Below are 22,857 nucleotides of genomic sequence, written 5' to 3' on the forward strand. Positions count from 1 at the left end.
CGCCCGCCTTTAATTTAGCGAATGTAAAAATATATCATGGAAATTCGGAACGTTGCGATCATTGCCCATGTCGACCATGGGAAGACAACCCTTGTGGACGGCTTGTTGAAACAAAGTGGTACCTTTAGGGAAAACCAGCAGGTGGCAGAGCGTGCCATGGATTCCAATGATTTGGAACGGGAACGCGGCATTACCATTTTGGCCAAGTGTACATCAGTTGAATGGGGGGGCTATCGCCTCAACATCGTTGACACACCGGGCCACGCCGATTTCGGTGGTGAAGTGGAACGTATCCTGAGCATGGTCGATGGCGTTGTGGTCTTGGTTGACGCCGCTGAAGGTCCAATGCCACAAACAAAATTCGTAACGCAAAAAGCCCTTGGATTGGGCCTGAAGCCAATTGTCCTGATCAACAAAGCGGACCGTCCGGATGGCCGCCCAGAAGAAGTACTCGACGAGTGCTTTGACCTTCTCGTCGCACTGGACGCCGACGAAGAGCAGCTCGATTTCCCTGTTCTCTACGCCTCAGCAAAAGAAGGATGGGCCGTTCAGGATCTTGGCGATAAGAAAGAAAGCCTGGATACGCTTTTCGATTTGATTGTCAAACACGTCCCTGCGCCACAGGTTGACGAAGATGCCCCTTTCAAGATGCTGGTAACAACCATTGAAAGTAACCCTTACCTGGGTCGTTTGTTGACGGGCCGTGTGGAATCAGGCGTTTTGAAGACAAATGATCCCATCAAAGGCTTGAACCGCTCTGGCGAAAAAATCGAAGATGCCCGGGCAAGCAAGATCATGGCTTTCCGCGGACTGGAACGCGAAGCGATCGAAGAAGCCCGCGCAGGTGATATTGTTTCCATCGCCGGCCTCGTCAAAACAACAGTTGCTGAAACCATTGGTACGCCAGAAGAAACAAAAGCGATTGATGCACAGCCAATTGATCCTCCGACCATTTCGATGACCTTTGCAATCAATTCCTCGCCGCTCGCCGGCCGGGATGGTGACAAAGTACAGAGCCGCGTCATCCGTGACCGCCTGATGAAAGAAATTGAAGGCAATGTTTCAATTCGGGTCGAAGACAGCGCTGAAGCGGATAGCTACATCGTTTCTGGCCGGGGCGAATTGCAATTGGGCGTTCTGATCGAAACCATGCGCCGCGAAGGGTTTGAGCTGTCTATCAGTCGCCCTCGGGTATTGTTCCGTGAAGAAGACGGCAAAACAATGGAGCCGCTGGAAGAAGTGGTTGTCGATGTGGATGAAGAATTCTCTGGCGTCGTTGTTGAAAAGATCGCATTGCGCAAAGGGACAATGACCGACATGCGGCCATCAGGCGGCGGGAAAACACGGATTACCTTCCTATGCCCGACACGCGGACTGATCGGCTATCATGGCGAGTTTCTGACGGATACACGGGGAACCGGTATCATGAACCGCCTTTTCCATTCTTATGTTCCGCATAAAGGTGAAATTCCAGGACGCCGCAACGGTGTGTTGATTGCCAATTCAACAGGGAAATCTGTAGCCTTTGCAATCTGGAACCTGGAAGCACGCGGTGTCTTCTTTATTGGAAGTGGTATTGATGTTTACGAAGGCATGATCCTCGGCGAACATAACCGCCCGAACGACTTGGAAGTCAACGCGCTGAAAGCCAAACAGCTGACAAACATTCGTGCCTCAGGCACTGATGAAGCCGTTCGCTTGACAACACCTCGTAAGATGACGTTGGAACAAGCCATTGCCTATATCGATGATGATGAGCTTGTAGAAGTTACACCAAACTACATTCGTTTGCGCAAACGTCACCTCGATCCACATGAGCGGAAAAAAGCGTCTCGCAGCAAGATCGCATCCTGATATTTTTACAGATCGGGCAGAATTCAATAGTTTTCTGCCCGATCCTGTGAAAACATATCTCCATTAAGAATAAGAAAAATAGTGGAGCCTATGATGACGATCCTTGATGTTGAAAGCGAGATTGCCGGCAAAGTCTGGAAGATTGAAGCCCAAAAAGGTGAAAGTCTGGAAGAAGACGACGCCATTCTCATACTGGAAAGCATGAAGATGGAAATTCCGGTGGATGCCCCAGCAGATGGGACAGTTTTGGAAATTCTGGTAGGAGAAGGCGACCCGGTTAAAGAGGGTCAAATTGTTGCCAGACTTGAAGTTTAAAAAAAAGCCCGCTTAATCGCGGGCTTTTTAATGTCTCGTAACGACTTTACCACATCCAAGTGGTTGGATTAGGGTGCGGCTGGTTCTGAGATAAATATTTCATCCCCTTCACACTGCGTACAATGTACCAAATCAAAAAGCCTAAAAGGATCAGGCCGCCAATGAAAAAGGCGATCGTGAGCATTCCAATAACTGAAATCAAGATACCAATCCAAAAGGTCCGAATCTGAAATTGATAATGCGTTTGAACCCAGGCGGGCGCGTCTCCCCGGTTAATATAGGCCATAACAACCCCGATCAAACCGGTTATACCGAATACAATACTGGCTAAATAAAGAATATATACCAAATTAGCAGACTTTGCTGCGCCTTTAGCCTTGGCAGCTTCAACAACCTGCTCTGTAACATCGCCAGACATATAATCTCCTATTATGTGTGTCTCTCGCCCGTAAGTATAAGCTCAAAAAACAACCTATTCCTAGTAAAGAACGAAGCCTTTTTTAGTATTAAATCTACTTTATGCATTCCAAATGTCGCCAAACGACAAAATCTTGTCTAGGATCACCCCTCTTTAACGTCAGATATCAGATTATTATGCTTGCTGTATTTCTCTCCATATTTCTGGACCTGGTTGGGTTTGGAATAATTCTGCCATTGCTTCCTTTTTATGCCGAACATTATGGTGCGACAGCATTTATGGTAACCTGGCTGGCCACAAGTTTTTCCCTTTTCCAGCTTATATTCTCAACAATTTGGGGACGGGTCTCGGATCGGATCGGGCGTAAACCTGTGTTTTTAATGTGCCTGGCTGTTAGTGCCGGTGCTTATTTATGGACAGGATTGGCCGAGAGTTTTGCCGTTCTCATTGTAGCCCGCTGCGTTAGCGGCATCGCTTCAGGCAAAATTTCAGTGGCACAGGCAATCGTGGCTGATGTTACAACGCCAGAGAACCGTGCCAAGGGAATGGGACTAATGGGGGCGGCCTTTGGCCTCGGATTTACACTCGGCCCCGCTATCGGGGCTTTTCTTGTTGGAAACGATCCGCAAAACCCTGATTTTCAAACCCCAATGTTTGTTGCCGCTGGTTTGTCCCTTCTGGGCTTACTCCTTGCCCTGTTTACCGTAAAAGAAAGCCTGACCGCAGAGGATAGAGCCACAGCACGAGAGACAACGAAATTACCCTTGAAAACACAATTGCAGGCGATTTTTGCGTCTCCGTCTATTCCCTGGCTCATTGGCTCCTTCTTTATCGTAAGCTTTGTTTTCAGTCAGGTTGAAACCCTGTTTCCACTTTGGACTGAGCGGAATTACGGATGGCAACCAAAGGATCTTGGATACTGCTTTGCTTATATTGGTGTTATTCTTGTCATTGTCCAAGGGCGGCTGATTGGCCCACTCACACAAAAACTGGGAGAACCGAAGCTGCTCTTAGTCGGCCTTAGTGCTCTTGCTATCGGGCTCTTCAGTACAACCGTCGCCTTTCATTTCAGCATCTTCATTGCCGCCATTACATTTATGAGTGTCGGAATTGCAATCCTGAACCCGACACATTCCGCCCTTATCAGTTTTGTTTCAGCAAAAGGTCAGCAAGGAAGCACACTCGGCATCGCCAATAGCTTTTCTGGACTAGGGCGGATCCTTGGCCCCTTATGGGGCGGGGCATTTTTCGAATTTGTCGATTATGACATGCCGTTGATCATTGGGGGCGTTCTCACTGTCATTTTCCTCATCTTCGTCAGGCGCGTTGTTATTTCGCTTGCCGACAAAGATACTGCCAATGAAGAAAAGGCGCCGCTATAGCAATCAGGCCCTCAGTAGCCGCCGTCAAACGCATCGCTTAACATCATAAAGACTTTACCGATATCCGAGCTCATATAGGTTTCAATCAGAAGCTCTGAATGCTCGGTATCCTCCGTTTCTTTAAGCAAGCGGTCAAAGGCTTCGCAATATTGATCTGCATATCGCCTGAAGTCACCATTTTCCCGATATAGCAGACGTATTTTGTCTGCGTCTTTGGTCTTCAGCAGGCGCTTGGTGAAAATACTTTTCTCACCTCGCCGGTACCGCTTCCAAAGTTCTTCAGGCATTGTATTGTCTAAATTACGCGACAGATCAATGGCAAGGGAATGCAGACTATCAAGTATGAAGGACACAGACTTACGATAAGCTGCGTTGCTATCCGCCTGTTGCTTCTCTCCCAATTTTTCTCTTTGGGCCGCGACATCCATAGAGGCATCCCGCAGACGATCCGCTTCTTTCTGAAACTTCAAACTGGAAATCAGCGCCTCTTCCGCGGCAAGGCTAGCGGCTTCCCGCAGGTTGCCACTCTCGGATTTCAAAATAGTCGATGTTTCATTGATTGAATTGGCAACCTGTTTTGCCGTCACTTCCAGTCTCTGGCGTTGCTGGTCAAATTGCTCCGTCAAAGCACGGGATTCGTTCTCGGCTTGTTTCGAGTATTCCAATAGTTCAATTGCCTTCCCTTTAAAGGCCTGAAAACTACCGTCTCCCATCTCTGCTGCTTGGCGTCCCGCGTCCGCCATGCTGGAGACAACATATTCAAGATCCCCCTGAACCTTGCGTCGGGTTTTTTCAATCTCGTCCTTATGACGGTCCAGCGCTTGATCCGCCCGCTGAATTCCAGCAAGCATCAATTCACTCGCTTTCGCCAGTTCCAGCGTTTTTCGGCGGAAGGATTCGCCGGCAACATCGGCGTGATGTCCAGTGGTTTGCAACAGTTTAGCCCGATCCCCAATACCGGACTGGACGGCTTCAGCACTATCAGCAAGCTGTCTTGCTATTTCAGCAAGAGCCCCGGTTTCCTCGCGAAGAGATTTCTCCATCGTTTCCGTATGGGTCTTTGCCCGCTCTGAAATATCGGCGAGCATCGCCATTTTTTCCGTCGCCAGATCACTCGCATTTCCAAGATTTTCAATATTTCCGGTTGTTCGGTCCACGAGTTCGCTCGTTTGGTGATTGGCATTCGCCGCTGCGCGATCGAGCCCTTCCAGTTGAAGCCTTGCCTGATCACCCATCCCCCGCAATTCAGCTGATGCCCGCTCTGCGGTCTGGGCAAGCTCGGCGGTTTGCGAATGAGCCGCCTCCCCCGATTGACGGGCTTGCAACGTTGCTCTTTCTGCGGTCGCCATAAAATCCTGATGCAATCGCATAGTTTCTTCGATGACAGTTTGAATTTTTAAACGGGAATGATCGGCTGTTGCACCCAGTTCTTTTTGTTTGCGTTCCAGCTCCTCTGACGCGGCTTTGATCGTTTTTGCGCTTCTGTCGGCCCGCATTTCAATATCAGATGTTTCCTGCCTTAACTCTTCCCCTGCATCCTTAATCTGGCTTGCAACCCGCTCAGACGCCGCTTTCAATTCGTCTGCCTGCCGCTGGAAGCCCGTTCCTACCTGAACAACACGATTGGTTGTCTCCAAACTCGCTGTAGAGAGTTGATCAACACTTGCATCAAGGCGCTCTGAAATTTCACGGGATAACACCTGAATTTGATCCGATGCTTGATCAAGGACCATCATTTGCTTGCGCAACTGATCTTGTATTTCTTTCGTTCGGTTCGCGGCAATTTCATTGCTACCAAGCAGACTTTCAGCATGGTCGGCCATGTGTCCTTTCAAGACCTCTGCATTCTGTAGCGATTTTTCACCAGCATCATCCAGAAGCTTCTTCCCTTGCTGCAACACAGCCTCCACATCACCAAGACCCGCCTCGGTTTTCTGATAGGTTTCGGTCAAGCTGTCCAATTCAGACCGCAACCGGGCACCTGCGCTCTGCATCTCCTCTCCCGTTTCTGTGAGGGTCTTGCGGATGAGGCCCGCATTATCAACAAGTCGGTCGGATGAAATCTTTAATGACTGGTCCAGTTCTTTGCTGCCAGCCAGTAAATCTGCCTGTCGCTCCTCCATCGTGTCGATTGCCCGCTCGACATCCTGTGTGCCCGCCGACAACCCGTCCCGCACCGTATTCAGACGCGAGACCGCATCCTCAGTTGAAAGAGAGAGATCAGATGAATTCTGAAGCAGCATGTCACTGGCTTTAGCCAACTCCGACAACGCTGTTCGGGACTGTGCTTCGATGTCTCTGGCATTGCCCACCAATTGCCCGGACTGGCGATTAAGGCGTTCACTTAGCGCACTACTGCTTTCTTCCAACGCCGAGATACTACTCGTAATATCCGCTGATGCATTTTCGGTGCGCGCAAGACTGCGTTCTGCAAGCGACGCCAGATCCTGACTGGTTTTCTCCATTGTCAAAACCATTTTGCTGGTTTTTTCTTCGGAATTGCGGATCGCCTCCTCAAGAGCCGCTACCTGTTCAGCAAGCGATACTTTAAGGCTCCCTCCCTTCTCTTCGGCATCTTTCAAAGCCCGGCTGAATATCTCAGCCTGATCCAGCATCATACCGTCCAGTTGCTCTTTTTGAGCGTCGGTCTGGGCAATGAGGTCTTGCATCAATTTAAGGCGGCGATCCATTTCCCCCTGAAACTGATCGCTATTTGCCAGCAGTTTTCCTGCACTCTCTTCCGCTTGACTATATTGTTGATCCAGTTCTTTTGTTGCCTGAGAAATACGAACCGCCGCATTTTCAGTTTCAGCCTGCACTTCTTTGGATTGCCGGCGCAAACCCAACGTCAAACTCGCAACACGGGCCTCTGCTTCAGGACTGGGATATCCAAGCTCGCGCATCAAAGCGTCAAGGGCATTTCCTTTGAGCTTGTTGTCAATTCCCCGTTTGGCGTAGGCAAGCAGCAACCAAAGGAAAGCAATTGGGGTAAAAACCCCTGCAAAGAAGGCCCCGATTTCGTGGGGTAACAACTCCCACAAATTCGGCCATCCGATATTTTTATGGACATAATAGAAGGCGGCAACCAGCCATAACAGGGTAACAAGGTTAACCGCTGTAACGATCAGCTTGCTTGCCAGACTGGGGCCGGAAACAGCTTTCAACTGTTCATGACCGCCCAGCACAAGGGGCGCTTCATGCTCTTCAACGTTACGAGCGGCTTCTGGATGTTTTAAAATCATACCCTTCTCCTGTCTGACCAGTTCAGAGTCCGGTATAAAGGCTAATCCGTCAAGTCTGTCTGTCGGATAAGCGGCGCACCGAAACGGAACGCCGCTTTACGATACTATTTTATTGCGTTTGCGGCTTTCAGATCCCGTATGCGATCTTCACTCACCCCCCAACTTAACAAGGCCTCATCCGTGTGCTCTCCCGGAGCACAGGCAGGCCCTTGAATTTCGGATTTAGTACGCGAAAATTTGGGCGCAGGGGCAGGTTGGACAACACCATCCACCTCAACAAAAGTTCCTCGTGCAATATTGTGCGGGTGCTGTGGCGCTTCTTCCATAGACAGAACCGGCGCAAAACAGACATCCGTTCCTTCCATAATATCGCACCATTCATCTCGTGTTTTCGTGATGAAGACCGCGGCAAAGCGTTCTCTTAGCGCGGGCCAAGCAGAAACATCCATTTGATTGGGAAGATCTTCACCCTCCAACCCAGTGAGGCGCAACAATTCCGCATAAAATTTGGTTTCGATAGAGCCAATGGAAACATATTTTCCATCTTTAGTCTCATAAACGTCATAAAAGTGGGCGCCTGAATCAAGAATATTAGTGCCCCGTTCGTCACTCCAACGTCCAGCCGCCTTTAGACCAAAAAACGTTGTCATCAAGCTAGCTGCACCGTCCACCATGGAAACGTCAACAACCTGACCTTTCCCGGAATTGGACGCTTCTAGCATTGTGGCAAGCATGCCCATTGCAAGATACAGTGCACCGCCGCCGAAATCGCCGACAAGGTTCAAAGGCGGTGTTGGCATGCTGCCGCGCCGGCCCATCGCATGTAACGCGCCTGACAAGGCAATATAGTTCAAGTCATGACCTGCGGCGGGAGCCATTGGACCATCCTGCCCCCAACCGGTCATCCTGCCGTATGCAATCTTCGGGTTACGAGCAAAAACAACATCCGGCCCCAATCCCAACCGTTCCATTACGCCTGGGCGAAATCCTTCGATCAACCCGTCCGCCTGTTCTATCAGGGAAAGGATTAATTCTTGTCCCTCCTTGGATTTGCTATCAACGGCGACCGACCGCCGGCCTCTCATGAGCAGGTTAAATTTCGGATCCGTATGAACACCCAGTCCTGTTTCCTGCATCCGATCAATTCGAACGATATCCGCGCCCATATCTGCCAGTAACAATGCGCACATTGGTCCTGGTCCGATACCTCCCATTTCGACGATTTTATATCCTGCTAAAGGTCCCATTATTATTCCTTTCTTTTTTTAAGGCCTGTATTTGTTAGGGGCCTATTCTAACGTTTCTCGCACGGAACTGTCACCTGCCAAAAAACAAATCTTCCCGTACAGAGTTTGAGGAGGAAAAACACAGACGAAAAATTTGCTATCCGTGGTCCGGAACGGCTATATCTAAAATTATGAACAAATCAAACTGGGGTATTTGAGTTATGGGAAAAATTATTACAGGGGCCGTTGCTGGCCTTGTTGTACTGTTAGCAGTTCTTGTTGCTGTCTTTTATTTCAACTTGGACAAAGTTATCATAACCGCTGTTGAAGAAGTTGGGCCAGACGTCACCCAGACAGACGTAACTCTGAACGAAGTCGATCTGGATCTAACATCTGGAAAAGGGGCGCTGCGCGGATTGTCTGTGGGCAACCCAAAAGGTTTTGAAGAACCAAACGCCTTTATGTTGAACGAAATTTCAGTGGCGGTTAATCTTTCCGACAGCAATGACAAAGTCATTCATATTGAGGAAATTCTGGTAACTGGACCTCAGATTACCTACGAATTGAGCGAAACGGGGAATAATCTGGATGTTCTTCAGAAGAATATCGATGATTACATCAAGGCAAATAGCGGCACAAAAGACACGAGCGCCGAGTCTGAATCAGAAGAAGATGGACCAAAACTTATTATTGATAAGTTAGTCATAAAAGATGGTCTGGTGACTGTGAAGGCCCCCATCACGATGAACCAGAAAATTGAAGGCAAACTGCCAACTATCCAGCTTACGGACATCGGAAAAGACAGTGGCGGCGCGTCACCGGCTGAAGTTGCAGCACAAGTCGCCGACAAAATTACAGATAGTGCATTGTCTGTCGTTTCTGATCTAGGCATTGGCAAAACACTGGATGGCCTGAAAAACAGCCTATCCGGAGCCGCTGATGCGGTTAGCGGTGGTGCCGGAAAAGCCGCTGAAGGCGCTGGCAAAGCGGTCGAAGGTGCAACGGGCGCTGTAAAAAGCCTCTTCAAGTAAAGGCGGTGCAAAGCATGGATAATGTCGAACAGAACATCGAAGATCTGAACAAGTATATTGATATGCTGATTGAATTTGGCGTCACATACGGGTTTCAAATTCTAGGTGCCCTTGCCTTTTTTGCCTTTGGATTTCTGGTAATCAATTGGATTGGCAACCGACTGCAAAAACTCGCAATTGCCAAGAATATTGATGAGACATTATCTGGCTTTATGGCCAGCAGCCTGAAATTGGTGATGATGGTAATGCTGATCATCATCACCCTTGGAAATTTTGGTATCAGCATCGCTCCGCTTATTGCCCTTGCAGGTGCCGTGACGTTAGGCGCAACCATGGCTTTGCAAGGCCCCATATCCAACTTTGGGTCGGGCGTCGCCATTATATTGACACGCCCCTATGTTGTTGGAAATGTTGTGACCGTCCGCGGTGTAAGTGGCATTGTTGACAAGGTTACCCTTGGAACCACCTTTTTGCTAGGTGAAGACGGCGAGAAAATTGCCATTCCCAACAAGGAAATTGTCGGTCAGATCCTCGTAAATTCCAACGAAAACAGGATCCTTGAGCTACAATTTTCCGTGTCGTCCAAAACAGATACAGAGAGGCTCGCAGAAAAAATATCTGCACTACTAAAAACCTTTCCGGAAATTCGTGAAGACCCAACGCCACAAGTTGGCATCCACGATTTTGCCTTGGGCGGTGTGGTTATGGGTGTGCGCGCCTGGATACCCGGAAATTGTTACTTTAAAATTCGCTATTCAGTGAATGATGCCATTCTGGCGCTTCTCAAATCTGAAAAAATCAAATTGCTCGCACCCGTTTTTAATACCGGCGAAGAATAACATTTAATACCGGCGAAGAATAACAGGACGCCTATTGCGCAGACGAAATGCGGGGGTCTAACAGGCCCCCGTTTTCCCTAAACATGATGGACATTAAATCCCTCTTCAACACTGGGTTCTTCGAAATAGCTGGTCACCATCATAAATTCTTCGGGGGAAGTTCTTTTCGACCCTTCCGGCTTTTCCCGGTTTCTCTTTTTCAATTGCACAAGACATTCTGCATTTGATCGTTCGAGATAATGCAGACAATGCTCGGCATTGGCTTCCTTGCAAACGTTCTTGAACCAGGCCCGCTGCCCTCTGGTATTTCCAGGAAAATCCAAAACAACGGAGACACCATCCCGCAAAAGGCTCTGCACATGGTCTTGCAAAACGCGTTTCAACCGTGAAGAACAAGTCAGATATTCCTGAAAGGTATTGATTTCTTCCGGGAAGAGGCGGGACAGCCAAAGATCTTCACTGATTAGAACAGCCTTCTCTTTTTCAGCAAGCTCACGGGCATATGTGGTTTTTCCTGCGGCCATTTTTCCACAGAAAAAATGTAATGAAGGGGGCGTATCATTCGGTCTCATTGTCTTCCTCATTTATTCGTGCCGTCCGAGGAAGAAACAAAAAATCCGCCTCGTAGGGCGGATGGTGATTTCATACAGAAGCGTCCGCCAGACTCTAAGGAGCAATGACCTTTACAATCACAATAATGATGGCGGCAAAATTCTGTTTCATGCAAAAACCTTAACGTCCAATTTTTTTGATGTAAAGAGGCTTTGTTTCAGTTGGTATATTTTTTATTTCGGCGCCGGGCCCTATTTCCCAGAAACCCAACCATTAAAAGCCCTGCCCCATAAAGTGGTAAAGCGGCCGGTAAAGGAACAGAAGAAATGTTTCCATTTGGAATTAAGAGAACATTGTCGACATCAAAGAAAGTGCACGGTGCGGCAAAGGCGCAAACAGTATCGTCAACGGCTGCAGGAAATAAAATACTGATGCTAAGCCGATCAATATCCAGAAAGAAAAGATCCAGAACTTCAGTATGCGGACTTGTTCCAGAGTAAAATTCCCGGCGCGCAACCTCAACCCCAGAACGTTCAGCTGTCACCACAACGTTATTAAAGGGGATCGGTGAATTACAGCCCGGACCCAAGCAGAAAAAATTGCTGCTTCCGAATATATCAAACTGAACGGCGTCGAATCTCGCTCCGGTAGTGAACGAGAGGCCTGTTGCAAAAGAGGTTCCCGAGTCAGTGATATGCACACGGCCTGGCGTTCCATGATACGCAAGATCACCGCCGATACTTTGTACCGTCACCCCTTTTTCAACATAACTTGTGTGGCTGGGGCCAATATCGGTAACGCCCGAAAAATCCAGCACCGCTGCCTGTACAGTCGAACTGAACAGCAGCAACCCCGAAATCAATGCAAGCACTTTCATGGACCCCTCCAAGTTTATTAACAAAACCTTAACGTTGTTTTATAAAATTGTAAATCACATATGGCGGGCTTGCAGCCTATAAAACGGCTCAGCATTGGATTAGGGCGAAACAACTGGCGGTCTGAATAATTTCATTCACCGATCTGATCAGTGAAAAAGATGTACAAAATATTGAAAACTCTTGATTTTGTTTTCTCATCCAATATCTCTATAGACTAGAGGTATGGAGAGAAACATGCATTTTTCAATTGGTGAACTTTCACAAAAAACCGGCGTAAAAGTACCAACAATTCGATATTACGAGAAAATAGAATTGTTAAGTGCGCCGATCCGTTCTGAGGGAAATCAAAGACGGTATTCCCAACAACAATTGGAATGTCTCTCCTTTATTAAACATGGGCGGGACCTCGGCTTACCCCTCGAAGCGATCCGTGAGCTTATTGAATTGAATTCCCATCCGGAGCGTCCTTGCGCCCATGCGGACGAAATCGCCACGTCCCACCTTTCTGATATTCGCGCGCGGATTACGCAACTCAAAAGATTGGAAGCCGAACTCGACCGGATTGTTGCCGGATGCAAGGCAAATCAAGTGGGCGATTGCTATGTCATTCGTTCGCTGGCAAATCATGAACTTTGCCAAACAGAACATTGATAGGCCCTTCTGAATTCCCCTATTCCAATCCGGGGATATCATTTTGCGTTAAGCTTCTTTGTCGCGACGACCTTTAAACAGTTTAGTCATCGGGGCGGCGCTGAACCCATGCAGAAATGTACTGATCACGACAACAAGAACAATAATTGCAATTGCACGTTCAAATCCCTCTGTGCCCAATTCCCCCACGACGATCAACAGGTATAGGATTGAGGCAATCCCCCGCGGACCGAACCATCCAACGAACAGCACCGAAAAACCCGTCCATCCACTACCGATCATCGAGAGGGCAACGGGCATCATGCGAACGATAGTAAGGCTCAGTAAGCTATAAGCAACCATGGTTAGATCAAGGTAGGGCACAGCAATGGGGACACCGACAAGCCCCAGAATGAAGAAGATATATAGCGACAACATCTGGCCTTCAGCGCCGCCAAAGGCTTGAATTCTCTTCCGTACTGCCAAGGACTTCACCCCAAGAAACAAGCCTGCAAAAAAGGCGGCAATAAATCCGTTTCCGTCGAAAAATTCCGCAAAAGCGTAGGCAAGCAGAGCAATCGAAATGGACGCCAGTCGCTGAAAGGTACTTTCCATCAAGCCGAAATTAACAGCCAGATCGACCAATCGCCCCCCACCATAACCGACTAACGCACCAATAAGAGGCCCAAGCACTAACTGCTTTATCATAAAGGGCAGCCACGTCTCCCCGCCGTTAAAGGCCTCTGCCCCGCCCGAGAGAACGGCCAGGCACACGAGCACCAATGGTAAAACGATACCGTCATTTAATCCGCTTTCGATGGAAATGGATTCTCTTATTCTTTGAGGGACTTTATCGCTGCTAATAACTGCTTGGCCTAATGCCGCATCTGTCGGTGATAAAATTAAGGCGATCAATACAACAAGCCACGGATCAAGATCTGGAAACAAGAGAAACGCAATAATAGCCCCGGTCACAATCGTGAGCGGCAATCCAATCCCCAGCAACCGTGCTGGGACACCGATCAATGTTTCAACCAGATCTCTATGATGAATTTTCGAGGCATCGACAAACAAGATGAGTACAAGGGTCAGTTCTGCGATGATCTTGCTGGTGGGTGTGTTTAACTGAAGGTCAATAACAGCCAGACCAACCGGCCCCATCAACACGCCTGCGGCCAAGAAAAACATGGGCCCAGAGAAAACTGATTTTTCGATCAGTCGCGACACAAGCCCAAAGATGAAAAGTAAAAATGCACCAACAAAAAAAACTGGGAAATCGTCCATACCAGCGCCTGCAGTTGACCTCAGAAGAATGCAGTATACTTCACACGAACCAGCATATTCAGCAAACTAAATTCGAGACTGAGAGGGACAATGGTGTGGGAAAATGGTGGGTGTAACAAGATTCGAACTTGTGACCTCTGCCATGTCAAGGCAACGCTCTAACCAACTGAGCTATACACCCCCGAAAAGTCTGTCACTTTCGCGACCGGAGTTCGGGTCTTATAATGCTCCAAACTACGCATTGCAAGCGCAAACTGGCAAATTTTTAAGAACGATCGTTTTGGGGATATGTCTCGGCCTAGGAAGCCTCTTTTGCTTCGATGGCCCGATCCACAGCATCCACAAGGGAATTCAGGTGAAACGGCTTGGAAAGCATCTGGCTAATCCCTTCAACTGTATCCATATCTTCGATGGCAACCGCAGAAAATCCGGTGATAAAGATTACCGGCAATCCTTCGACAATTTCTTTTGCCCGGACCGCCAGCTCAATACCGCCGATGCGGGGCATGACAATATCGGAAATCAGGATATCAAAAGGCCCTGCATTCAGGGCCGGGATTGCATCTTCACCATCGGCAAATGCCAGTACTTCATGACCCGCCAGCTCCAGACTGCGCGCAAGGAAATATCGCATCGAATTATCGTCTTCAGCTAGGAGTATTCGGGCCATAAGAACTATCTACTATTAGAATTTTATCTGTTATGCTTGTCACAAAGAATATACCAAAGGATTAATCTTGGCAAAAAAGTGTGAACTTTTCGAAGCATAGATCACACAATTGAAGGGAACGGAACGGATCAATGCCTGACGGCCAGCCAGAAACATCAACTTTTCATGTTTCAACGCCAGAGAGCTGGACCAGCCCTGTTATTTTTTCTTCCCCTCATAGTGGTCGCCAATACCCCGATTCATTTGTTGATCAATCCCCTCTTTCCTTCAGCGATTTACGCAAATCAGAAGATTTCCTGATCGATGCGCTTTTCAAAGCCGCGCCAGCGAAGGGCAGTCCGCTTATTACAGCAACCTTCCCGCGCGCTTATTGTGATGTAAACCGAAAAGCCTATGAGCTGGACCCTGATATGTTTCTGGAGCCCCTGCCAAGCTATGTGACAACATTTAGCCCACGCATTTCAGCTGGGATTGGAACGATCCCAAAAATCGTGTCTGACGGCCTTTTTATTCACCCTGGGCCGATCTCGTTCAGCGAGGCCCAAAACCGCATTAACACCTGCTATAAGCCCTACCATGGTGCCTTGAACAGCTTAATGGATCAAACCCTTCAAAAATTTGGGACGGCGTTTTTGATCGACTGTCATTCGATGCCTTCCCACCCTCCAATCCGGTTACCGGATTTCGTTCTGGGGGATCGTTATGGCCAATCCTGTCCAGCCTGGCTCCGCGCTCTGGTCAAACAAAAGCTGAACTCTCTGGGGTACACCGTCGCCTTTAACGCTCCTTACGCAGGTGGGTTTATAACGCAGAAATATGCTCAGCCTGACAGGCAAATATTCAGCCTGCAAATTGAGATCAGCCGCGCTCTTTACATGGAACAGGACGCGATTGAACCAAACGAGCATTTCCCGGTTTTGCAGGCGCAAATTACAGACCTGATCGGTGACATTATCCACGGCTGCCTTGCTGAAGGCCCCGTATCCAACAGTCTTCACCCAAATATTCAAGCGGCAGAATAAATCGGCACGCTTCTTGCTGCTAGGTAAGCAGGAGAAGCATAATGTTTAAAAAATTTTTCATCTTGGTGTTAACAACACTTATTTTCCAGACAGCCCCTGTTCAGGCTGCGCAGTTTCCTGCAAACGGCGCAGAATTCCTCAACACCTGTCGTTCTGCAACAGAACGTACGGAAAAATCCTTAAGGCTGCCAAAGCGGCTTTTAAATGCCATTTCACTTGCTGAGACTGGTCGCTGGCACAAAGAAAAGCGGGAAATAATTGCCTGGCCCTGGACTGTTTATTCCGAAGGAAGAGGGCGATATTTGCCGAGCAAAGCCGCCGCTATTGCCGAAGTTAGAAAACTTAAAAAGAAGGGCGTAAAAAATATTGATGTGGGATGTATGCAAGTGAACCTGCATTGGCACCCTAACGCCTTTACCTCACTTGAAGAGGCTTTTGATCCAACGGTGAATGCGTCCTATGCCGGCGCTCTTTTGAAAAAACTGCAAAGGAAAAACCGGTCCTGGAACATTGCAGTCGCTCATTATCACTCGCAGACAAAAAAATTCAATATTCCGTACAAAAAGAAAGTCCTTAAACTCTGGCAGGAAGAAAGGCGGCGCGATACAGCCCTTCGCATGGAAAAAGCCAGAGAGCAATATCGCAAACGTCGCGCCCTGATCGACAAAAGAAGAGAGGCATTACTGAAAAAGAAACAGGAGGCTCTTCAACTTGCGTCAAACAGTTAGACCCTGAATTTGGAATGCAAAAAAATCGTATCAACGAAATGGAGGCAGCAAAACGCCTGGTTAATCTGGCGATAAAGCTGCATTTTTCTCACACCGACCCGGTTGGGATACATGCCTTAACGCTTAGTGGATATCGCCTTCTCCATCGATTAAGCAACCGTGCTCACCAACCAGATATTGTACCAGAATATTTGAACTATCTGGCGCCGGACGATCGACAATTCTTTTTCTCCTCAGTCATGTCACTTGACCCGGTTACAAACCACGGTTTGTTGTCAACCATTGACCGCAGTTATAATTATGCAGATGAGATTACCGATCTCATCTTGTTTATTTGTTGTGCGCTCTATCGGCATCTGGACAATAATCATACCCATGAAATGAAGATCTACATTATATGGTATAAGGCAATTAACCGGTTAAAAGAAGAAAATGATCCAATTTATAACACTAAGACAAAAGACGGGTTTGACTACCTGAAAAGCCTTCCCCGAGAAAAACAACTGACCCTTGGCTATGATGCCCTTAAAAATCTGAGAGGGCCGGCCTCTCCTAAACAGAGAACGGGCGCCTTCTAAAAGACCCGACGGATTTATTCAGTAAGTTCCCACCGCCGAAGCAGCTCTTTTCTTTCAAGCCCCCAGCGATACCCGTGCAACTTTCCATCTGACCCGATTACCCGATGACACGGCACAACCAAAGACACTGGATTCGTCGCACATGCACGACCAACAGCACGCGCAGATTTATGATGTCCCATATCGTCGGCAATTTGTTTATATGTTTTGCTTTCACCTGGCGCTATTTTTAATAATTCCTGCCATACGCGGCGCTGAAATGCAGTCCCAAACATATCAAGTGGGATTTCGGGAACAGCTGCGGTTTTTCTTTCCAAAAATGCGCTGATCTTTGCTGTCCATTCAGCGAGATCGCCAATCTCGGGCGCAATTTCCGCCTCAGGAAATTCTGCTTTCAATTCGTCCAACAGAGAAGATTCAGAATCTCCAAAATAAACGGCGCAGACCCCTTTTCGGGTTCCCCCGATCAGCATTTTTCCAAGAAAGCAGTCAACGATAGCATAGGCGATCTCAGCCCCTTTTCCGCCCTTGGCGTAGGAAGCGGGTGTCATCCCAAGACGTTCATGCACTTTTTCATAGAGCCTGCTTGAAGATCCAAAACCGGCCCCGTAAGCCGCGGCTGAGACATTCTCGCCCCGCTTCAGATTTTCCCTCAGCTTACCATTACGCAACATATCATAATATTCAAACGGGCTTACCCCCATAACCTGCTTAAAACTACGGGCTAGATAGTCTTCGTTATAACCCGTTTTGGCAGATAGATGACCCAGTGAGACTTTGTCGTCCGGGTTCTCTTCAAGTTCCTGTCGGATGATGGTCGATACCTGACGTATCATTGAAAAAAGGGGGTCTTTCGAATTCACGAAATCCGGGCGGCACCGTTTACATGCCCTGAACCCGTTCATTTCAGCGTCATCAGGCAGGTCGAAAAACAGCATATTCTCAGGCTTTGCGTGCCGAGACGGGCAGGACGGGCGGCAATAGATACCCGTTGTTTTTACAGCATATACAAAAACGCCATCATACCTCTTGTCCCGATTAGAAACCGCCACTCTTTTTTCCAACACGTCCATTCTTCACTCCGTGCTCAGCTGAACCAAGCACCTAGGATAAACTTCTTCTGCCCGGGAACTATCCGTTTCCCGTTTTCAAAACGCGTCTTAAGTAGATGTTTTCTCAACTCCGTGATCATTATCGTCCGTGTCTTTATCTTCTTTGGTAGAAGGCACACGGCGAATAATAATGTCACCATTATCCAAAACTTCTGGTGTTTCATATTGTGGAATGGAATCAATGAACACACTCAACGCATCCAGTAATTTGCTTAACCCTTCAACGGCCAGTTCATCCGCACCTTTTTCGTCGGCATAGGAGGAAACTGCTGGTGTCATTGCCAGCATGACCCCCAAACCAATTATCGAAAGCTTTTTTTTCATTCCAATCTCCTGTCAGGAAATGACATTATACAGAGCTATTATGTCATATCACATTTTGTCATTTTCGTGATTTTTAGTATAGGCGGGAAACTCTCTAATGCATTTTGACCTGATTGTTGTCGTTGATTGGTCGGCTGCCGCCTCAAAAGGGCCTAAAAAACCAACTGCGGACCGATGCTGGATTGCCTGGCAAAATCAGTCAATCTCTTCTGAAGCTGAATATTTCCCCACCCGCTCGGCCTGCATGAAACGCCTGCACGCGCTTGTTTCCGCTTGCCCGGGCTCTGCTTTACTGGCTTTTGATTTTCCCTTTGGATACCCATACGGCTCTGGATTGAAAGGCGGGCGCGAAGCGGCAAAACTTATTCAACAGCATCTTATTTCGAATGAAGATGACACCAACAATCGATTTTCGGCCGCCAACGTTTTAAACAAACAAATATCAGCGTCTCCCGGACCTTTTTGGGGTCACCCCGTATCCATGGAATTCGAACAACTAACCCGCAAAAAACCTGCCTTTCAGCATCCCTTTGCAGAATGGCGGGTTTGCGAAAAATATTTAAAGGATCGTGGCCACCCGATCATGAATGTTTGGCAGCTTTACGGACAGGGCTCTGTTGGTAGTCAGACGCTCACCGGTTTGCACGAACTTATCCGGTTTACTGAGCATAAGAACATCGCAAAACGGGCGAGATTTTGGCCGTTCGAAACTCATTGGGATCTAAAACTGGATGGTATAATTCTCGCCGAGACATGGCCAAGCCTCAGTAATCACACCGCAATTGATCATCCGATCAAAGACGCGCGTCAGGTTCTTGCCTGCCGGAACTGGATTACAAAAACACTGAAGGAAAAGACGCTAAGTGCCGTATTGGGGGCCCCTGACCTCTCTCAAACTGAACTTCTGAGATGCGAAAAAGAAGAAGGCTGGATTTTGGGTGTGGGATCTGAAGGATTATAACCGTTTGCGCAGTTCGTCTGCCGTGAGCGTAAAATCATGGTCAATCCAAATCTGGATCAACAAGGTGATCGCTTTGCCAATCTCCGGTCCGGGCTTCATCCCCCAAGCCACAAGATCTCGCCCCTTAACCGGAAATTCTGGAACCGACCAGGTTTCGGCTAACCTTAGATACTCTTGAAAAGAACGGTCACTGCTGTTTTTCAACATGCCGATCATCGCGCAGTCTTTGAAAACCACAGGCCCAAGTCGGTAAAGCGCCGTTTTTTGGGCATGGGGATCAAGATCTGCCGCAAGTTCAGTTTCACACGCGCTTTGAATTCGTTGTTGCGTCTTGTTGCTCAACCTCAAGGCGGCTTGCACCAAACGAAAATTATTGATCTCACCGCCGATCAATGCCAACAATCTGGCCACCGGATCCTTTTCTCGCTCAACCGCCGTTAAGGCTTCCACATATTCCGGGAAAAGATCAACGCCAAACAGGGACCTGAAAACGCCATATTCCTTCATCAGCTTAAGAGATGGAACCGGTTTATCAAGCCCCAGCAACAACATTAATTCCTTTGTCACCCGCTCCCTCGATAACCGAGAGAGAGAGGTCGCGTTTTTTTGAATCTGTGCCAGCTGATTTTTATCGGGATTGCCATTACCAAATCGCGCAAAAAACCGGAAATATCGTAATATTCTTAGATAGTCTTCCTGTATACGAGCCTCTGCATCCCCGATAAAGCGTACCCTGCCTTTCGCTAAATCCTCTTGCCCGCCAAAGTAATCATGCAGGACCCCTGCCTGATCCAAGGAAAGCGCGTTAAACGTAAAATCCCGCCGCGCGGCATCAACCTTCCAGTCATCGGTAAAAGCAACGGATGCATGACGGCCATATGTTTCTGCATCAATGCGCAATGTCGTGACTTCGAAAACCCTGTGATTTTTTATAGCGGTGATTGTCCCGTGATCAATGCCCGTTGGCACCACCTTAAACCCCGCCTTTTCAAGCCTTTTTGAAGCATCTTCCGGGATCAGGTTCGTGCTAACATCCAAATCATCACTTAAAGTACCAACCAATGCATCACGTACGCAGCCACCAACAAAACGACATTGGCCACCCGCTTGTTCAAGGGCGGCAAACAAACTTTGTGTCTCTTTATAGTGAAGCCAGGCGGGCGGCTCTTTCGTTAAATCGACAAGCGCTTGCGGCACAATGACGCCTTTATTTTTTTTCTGCAGGGATAAATTGTGGTTCGATAATCTTTCCATCTTCAAAACGGGCCGGCGTATAAACGCCTTCTTTGGTATCTTCCCTCAAAACAGCGAGAGTAATGAGACTTGCCCCCATAAGGATCAAGCCAATGATTGTTGCTATCGCAACAGATTTCCCCTGCCAGGTCTTTTCTCCGCCAGCGCGTTTATTGAAATAGAGATAAACACCATAGACGATGAACGGTAAAAGCAGCGGAATAAGATGGAATAAAATACCTCTGAGCATTAGTCTGAAATCCGATCTGATAAATCTTTGATCATCCCGGCGGTTGCCCCCCAGATGTAATAATCGTTATAGGGCATCGCGTACCAAAATCTTTCAATGCCATTGTGAAAACCACTATGTTTCTGATGGTTCTCCGCATCGATAAGGAAATCCAGCGGCACTTCGAAGATCTCGGACACTTCATTTACTTCTGCCACGAAGTCCCCTTCTGGTTCAACCAGCCCAACAACAGGCGTAACAGAATAATGTGTTACCGTTAGGTATGTATTCAATGTGCCCAGAACATCAACCCTGGAAGGCACTAAACCAATTTCCTCATGACTTTCACGAAGCGCCGTATCGACAACACTTTGGTCAGTTTCTTCCGCTCGTCCACCCGGAAAACTGATCTGCCCTGCATGTTTGTTCAAATGTCCCGCCCGCCGGGTCAGAATTACATGGGGTTTTGATTGACGGTGAACGATGGGAACAAGCACGGCAGCAGGTTTATAGACTATATTATTTTGGGGAAAGCTGGCCGGATTTAGGTCGTGATCCCCCCGAAAATTACCAAACTCATCCAATACGGTTCTGTTACTTTCCGGAATGGGGTCCAGAACCGGCGCCAGGGTTTCTTTCAATATATCCACTGTCTTATTCAAAAATGTCATCTACCGACCCAAAATCAAAAAAAGAACCGCTGCTCCATACGCCAAACCTTTTTTCCCCGTCAATTTCCTGCTCCTCGCATAGTTCCACAAGGTCATAAAAAACGGGGCGTGCAATCAGTGCTTCCAGATTGCTTCTGACACGCACATAAGGCGAAGGTTCATTATTTTCCGCATTGATTGCCAATCTCAATGGATGGCTTTCGTCAACGATCACGAAATCGTCAACATGTGTTCTGAAGCTCAAAACCTGATCTTCACCGGACCCTTCGCGAAACATTTCTACCGCGACGAAGGGGGCATCTTCTACCGTAATTCCAATTTTTTCAACTGGCGTAACCAAATAATATTTGCCGTCGTCATCCAGCCGAATAACGCCCGAAAACAGCTTCACCAAAGGCTTTCGCCCGATTGGCGAGCCCAGATAATACCAAGTCCCATCCCGCGCAATCTTCATATCAAGATCGCCGCAAAAGTCCGGGTTCCACAAGTGAACAGGCGGATGCTTCTTGTCCTTGATCTGACTGATTATTGCGTTAAGTCCATTTTGTGATGCTGTCGTTGTCATATTAAGACCTTATCGTCGCGCATATTATTGTTATATTTAATTCTATCGAGCTTTCATACCAAGATGTAAAACTGATATTTAGCATACTTGTACTTATAAGGACCTCGCTTCGCCATGGATGACATACATAACACAGAAGACAAAATTCTCGAACAGGTAGATATGTTGTCGTCCCGACTGCAGGATATAAAAACGGCGATATCCGGGCAAATATTTGGTCAAGAAGAAGTGATCGAACTGACACTAACTACATTACTTGCTGGGGGACATGCTTTGCTGATCGGCGTTCCTGGCCTTGCCAAAACAAAGCTAGTTGAAACCCTCGGCGGCGTCCTCGGCCTGCATAATAAACGTATTCAGTTCACCCCAGACCTGATGCCCGCTGATATTCTCGGATCAGAAATCCTGGAAACAGCCGCGGATGGGCAACGACACTTTCGTTTTATCAAGGGTCCCATCTTCACCCAGCTTCTCATGTCTGACGAAATCAACCGCGCCAGTCCCCGAACCCAGTCAGCTTTGTTGCAAGCCATGCAGGAAAAAAGGGTCACCATTGCCGGAGAGGAGCATATTCTACCAGAACCTTTTCACGTTCTGGCAACCCAAAACCCCATCGAGCAGGAAGGCACCTATCCGCTACCGGAAGCTCAACTGGACCGTTTCATGATGCAGATTGATGTAGGATACCCGGATGAACAAACCGAGAAACAGATCCTTATTGAAACGACCGGAACAAACACCCCCCATATTCCCGCAGTCCTCTCCGCTAGCGAACTTTTAAAAGCCCAGCAATTGGTCAGATCTGTTCCTGTAAGTGATCAGGTTATCGAGGCGATTTTAAAGCTGGTTCGGCAGGCTCGCCCGGAACAATCTGAAAACGCGCTTGTCAAACAGTATGTCACCTGGGGGCCGGGCCCTCGTGCCAGCCAAGCCCTGATCCTTGCTGCACGTGCCAGAGCTTTGCTGGAAAACCGATTGAGCCCTTCTATTGATGATGTAATCGACCTCGCTATCCCGATCTTGAAGCATAGAATAGCGCTTTCCTATTCCGCCCGAGCAGAAAACATAACGGAAGAAAATATCATTCAATCTCTCACACAGACCATGCAATAA

Annotated in this window: 24 protein-coding genes and 1 tRNA gene; 11 read left to right on the top strand and 14 right to left on the bottom strand. The window is 48.0% G+C overall.

Going from position 1 to position 22,857, the window contains the following annotated elements:
• Positions 1–36 precede the first annotated feature (36 nt).
• Together typA and ACJAYR_RS06220 are read left to right on the top strand one after the other, a co-directional pair.
• Positions 37–1,854 (top strand): translational GTPase TypA, encoded by a 1,818-nt coding sequence (gene typA, locus ACJAYR_RS06215; RefSeq protein WP_415235799.1) that lies wholly within the window; start codon positions 37–39, stop codon positions 1,852–1,854.
• 90 nt (positions 1,855–1,944) lie between these two features.
• Positions 1,945–2,169 carry a biotin/lipoyl-binding carrier protein gene (locus ACJAYR_RS06220; protein WP_415235800.1) on the top strand — a complete coding sequence of 75 codons (225 nt, stop codon included), beginning with the start codon at positions 1,945–1,947 and terminating at the stop codon, positions 2,167–2,169.
• A 46-nt stretch (positions 2,170–2,215) separates the two neighbouring features.
• Here the strand turns inward: ACJAYR_RS06220 and ACJAYR_RS06225 are convergent, their stop codons facing one another.
• Positions 2,216–2,587 (bottom strand): DUF4870 family protein, encoded by a 372-nt coding sequence (locus ACJAYR_RS06225; RefSeq protein ID WP_415235801.1) that lies wholly within the window; start codon positions 2,585–2,587, stop codon positions 2,216–2,218.
• A 101-nt stretch (positions 2,588–2,688) separates the two neighbouring features.
• Here ACJAYR_RS06225 and ACJAYR_RS06230 point away from each other — a divergent pair, with 101 nt between their 5' ends.
• Entirely contained in the window at positions 2,689–3,969 is a 1,281-nt protein-coding gene (locus tag ACJAYR_RS06230; protein ID WP_415235802.1) for an MFS transporter, read from the top strand.
• An 11-nt stretch (positions 3,970–3,980) separates the two neighbouring features.
• On the opposite strand, the gene ACJAYR_RS06235 is transcribed toward ACJAYR_RS06230, so the two are convergent.
• Complete coding sequence (locus ACJAYR_RS06235) at positions 3,981–7,211, bottom strand: hypothetical protein (RefSeq protein WP_415235803.1); 3,231 nt, start codon at positions 7,209–7,211, stop codon at positions 3,981–3,983.
• 104 nt (positions 7,212–7,315) lie between these two features.
• Positions 7,316–8,458: a CaiB/BaiF CoA transferase family protein gene (locus ACJAYR_RS06240; protein ID WP_415235804.1), complete on the bottom strand. Its 1,143-nt coding sequence runs from the start codon at positions 8,456–8,458 to the stop codon at positions 7,316–7,318.
• Positions 8,459–8,658: 200 nt separating this feature from the next.
• Here ACJAYR_RS06240 and ACJAYR_RS06245 point away from each other — a divergent pair, with 200 nt between their 5' ends.
• Positions 8,659–9,468: an AsmA family protein gene (locus ACJAYR_RS06245; protein WP_415235805.1), complete on the top strand. Its 810-nt coding sequence runs from the start codon at positions 8,659–8,661 to the stop codon at positions 9,466–9,468.
• Positions 9,469–9,482: 14 nt separating this feature from the next.
• Positions 9,483–10,307: a mechanosensitive ion channel family protein gene (locus tag ACJAYR_RS06250; protein WP_415235806.1), complete on the top strand. Its 825-nt coding sequence runs from the start codon at positions 9,483–9,485 to the stop codon at positions 10,305–10,307.
• A 77-nt stretch (positions 10,308–10,384) separates the two neighbouring features.
• Here the strand turns inward: ACJAYR_RS06250 and ACJAYR_RS06255 are convergent, their stop codons facing one another.
• Together ACJAYR_RS06255 and ACJAYR_RS06260 are read right to left on the bottom strand one after the other, a co-directional pair.
• Complete coding sequence (locus ACJAYR_RS06255; protein ID WP_169544624.1) at positions 10,385–10,879, bottom strand: AAA family ATPase; 495 nt, start codon at positions 10,877–10,879, stop codon at positions 10,385–10,387.
• Positions 10,880–11,076: 197 nt separating this feature from the next.
• Positions 11,077–11,736 (bottom strand): hypothetical protein, encoded by a 660-nt coding sequence (locus tag ACJAYR_RS06260; protein ID WP_415235807.1) that lies wholly within the window; start codon positions 11,734–11,736, stop codon positions 11,077–11,079.
• Between the two features lie 235 nt (positions 11,737–11,971).
• On the opposite strand from ACJAYR_RS06260, the gene ACJAYR_RS06265 reads away from it, so the two are divergent.
• A complete protein-coding gene (locus ACJAYR_RS06265) occupies positions 11,972–12,388 on the top strand; it encodes a MerR family transcriptional regulator (RefSeq protein WP_415235808.1) in 417 nt (138 codons plus the stop codon).
• A gap of 48 nt (positions 12,389–12,436) precedes the next feature.
• Here the strand turns inward: ACJAYR_RS06265 and ACJAYR_RS06270 are convergent, their stop codons facing one another.
• The 3 genes from ACJAYR_RS06270 to ACJAYR_RS06280 form a co-directional block, all read right to left on the bottom strand.
• Entirely contained in the window at positions 12,437–13,651 is a 1,215-nt protein-coding gene (locus tag ACJAYR_RS06270; RefSeq protein WP_415235809.1) for a cation:proton antiporter, read from the bottom strand.
• 104 nt (positions 13,652–13,755) lie between these two features.
• Positions 13,756–13,832 (bottom strand) — tRNA-Val (locus tag ACJAYR_RS06275).
• Between the two features lie 117 nt (positions 13,833–13,949).
• Positions 13,950–14,321 carry a response regulator gene (locus tag ACJAYR_RS06280; protein ID WP_169544620.1) on the bottom strand — a complete coding sequence of 124 codons (372 nt, stop codon included), beginning with the start codon at positions 14,319–14,321 and terminating at the stop codon, positions 13,950–13,952.
• A 131-nt stretch (positions 14,322–14,452) separates the two neighbouring features.
• Between ACJAYR_RS06280 and ACJAYR_RS06285 the strand changes: the two genes are divergently transcribed.
• Genes ACJAYR_RS06285 through ACJAYR_RS06295 form a run of 3 tightly spaced genes read left to right on the top strand, consistent with a single transcriptional unit; the run spans position 14,453 to position 16,649 of the window.
• Entirely contained in the window at positions 14,453–15,343 is an 891-nt protein-coding gene (locus tag ACJAYR_RS06285) for an N-formylglutamate amidohydrolase (RefSeq protein WP_415235810.1), read from the top strand.
• A gap of 41 nt (positions 15,344–15,384) precedes the next feature.
• Positions 15,385–16,071 carry a hypothetical protein gene (locus ACJAYR_RS06290; protein WP_415235811.1) on the top strand — a complete coding sequence of 229 codons (687 nt, stop codon included), beginning with the start codon at positions 15,385–15,387 and terminating at the stop codon, positions 16,069–16,071.
• A gap of 14 nt (positions 16,072–16,085) precedes the next feature.
• Positions 16,086–16,649 carry a hypothetical protein gene (locus tag ACJAYR_RS06295; protein ID WP_415235812.1) on the top strand — a complete coding sequence of 188 codons (564 nt, stop codon included), beginning with the start codon at positions 16,086–16,088 and terminating at the stop codon, positions 16,647–16,649.
• A gap of 14 nt (positions 16,650–16,663) precedes the next feature.
• On the opposite strand, the gene ACJAYR_RS06300 is transcribed toward ACJAYR_RS06295, so the two are convergent.
• Positions 16,664–17,722, bottom strand: coding sequence for a bifunctional transcriptional activator/DNA repair enzyme AdaA (locus tag ACJAYR_RS06300; RefSeq protein WP_415235813.1), 1,059 nt, complete (start codon positions 17,720–17,722; stop codon positions 16,664–16,666).
• An 87-nt stretch (positions 17,723–17,809) separates the two neighbouring features.
• A complete protein-coding gene (locus ACJAYR_RS06305; RefSeq protein WP_415235814.1) occupies positions 17,810–18,085 on the bottom strand; it encodes a hypothetical protein in 276 nt (91 codons plus the stop codon).
• A gap of 97 nt (positions 18,086–18,182) precedes the next feature.
• Between ACJAYR_RS06305 and ACJAYR_RS06310 the strand changes: the two genes are divergently transcribed.
• The gene (locus tag ACJAYR_RS06310) at positions 18,183–19,046 is read left to right on the top strand and encodes a hypothetical protein (protein WP_415235815.1); all 864 of its coding nucleotides are present in this window, start codon (positions 18,183–18,185) and stop codon (positions 19,044–19,046) included.
• On the opposite strand, the gene ACJAYR_RS06315 is transcribed toward ACJAYR_RS06310, so the two are convergent.
• From ACJAYR_RS06315 to ACJAYR_RS06330, 4 genes are read right to left on the bottom strand one after another with little or no spacing between them, the layout of a single operon-like run.
• On the bottom strand, positions 19,041–20,243 hold the full coding sequence (locus tag ACJAYR_RS06315; RefSeq protein ID WP_415235816.1) for a CCA tRNA nucleotidyltransferase: 1,203 nt from the start codon (positions 20,241–20,243) through the stop codon (positions 19,041–19,043). The two genes, ACJAYR_RS06310 and ACJAYR_RS06315, sit on opposite strands and share 6 nt — an antisense overlap.
• Before the next feature lie 10 nt (positions 20,244–20,253).
• Positions 20,254–20,529 carry a DUF6111 family protein gene (locus ACJAYR_RS06320; RefSeq protein WP_415235817.1) on the bottom strand — a complete coding sequence of 92 codons (276 nt, stop codon included), beginning with the start codon at positions 20,527–20,529 and terminating at the stop codon, positions 20,254–20,256.
• A complete protein-coding gene (locus ACJAYR_RS06325) occupies positions 20,529–21,179 on the bottom strand; it encodes a CoA pyrophosphatase (protein WP_415235818.1) in 651 nt (216 codons plus the stop codon). Before ACJAYR_RS06325 ends, ACJAYR_RS06320 begins: the two co-directional genes overlap by 1 nt.
• The gene (locus tag ACJAYR_RS06330; protein ID WP_415235819.1) at positions 21,163–21,744 is read right to left on the bottom strand and encodes a DUF1285 domain-containing protein; all 582 of its coding nucleotides are present in this window, start codon (positions 21,742–21,744) and stop codon (positions 21,163–21,165) included. The genes ACJAYR_RS06325 and ACJAYR_RS06330 overlap by 17 nt, the downstream gene beginning before the upstream one ends.
• Positions 21,745–21,858: 114 nt before the next feature.
• Here ACJAYR_RS06330 and ACJAYR_RS06335 point away from each other — a divergent pair, with 114 nt between their 5' ends.
• Positions 21,859–22,857 (top strand): AAA family ATPase, encoded by a 999-nt coding sequence (locus tag ACJAYR_RS06335; RefSeq protein WP_415235820.1) that lies wholly within the window; start codon positions 21,859–21,861, stop codon positions 22,855–22,857.

The organism is Sneathiella sp. (genome assembly GCF_047631475.1).
Classification (GTDB): Bacteria; Pseudomonadota; Alphaproteobacteria; order Sneathiellales; family Sneathiellaceae; genus Sneathiella.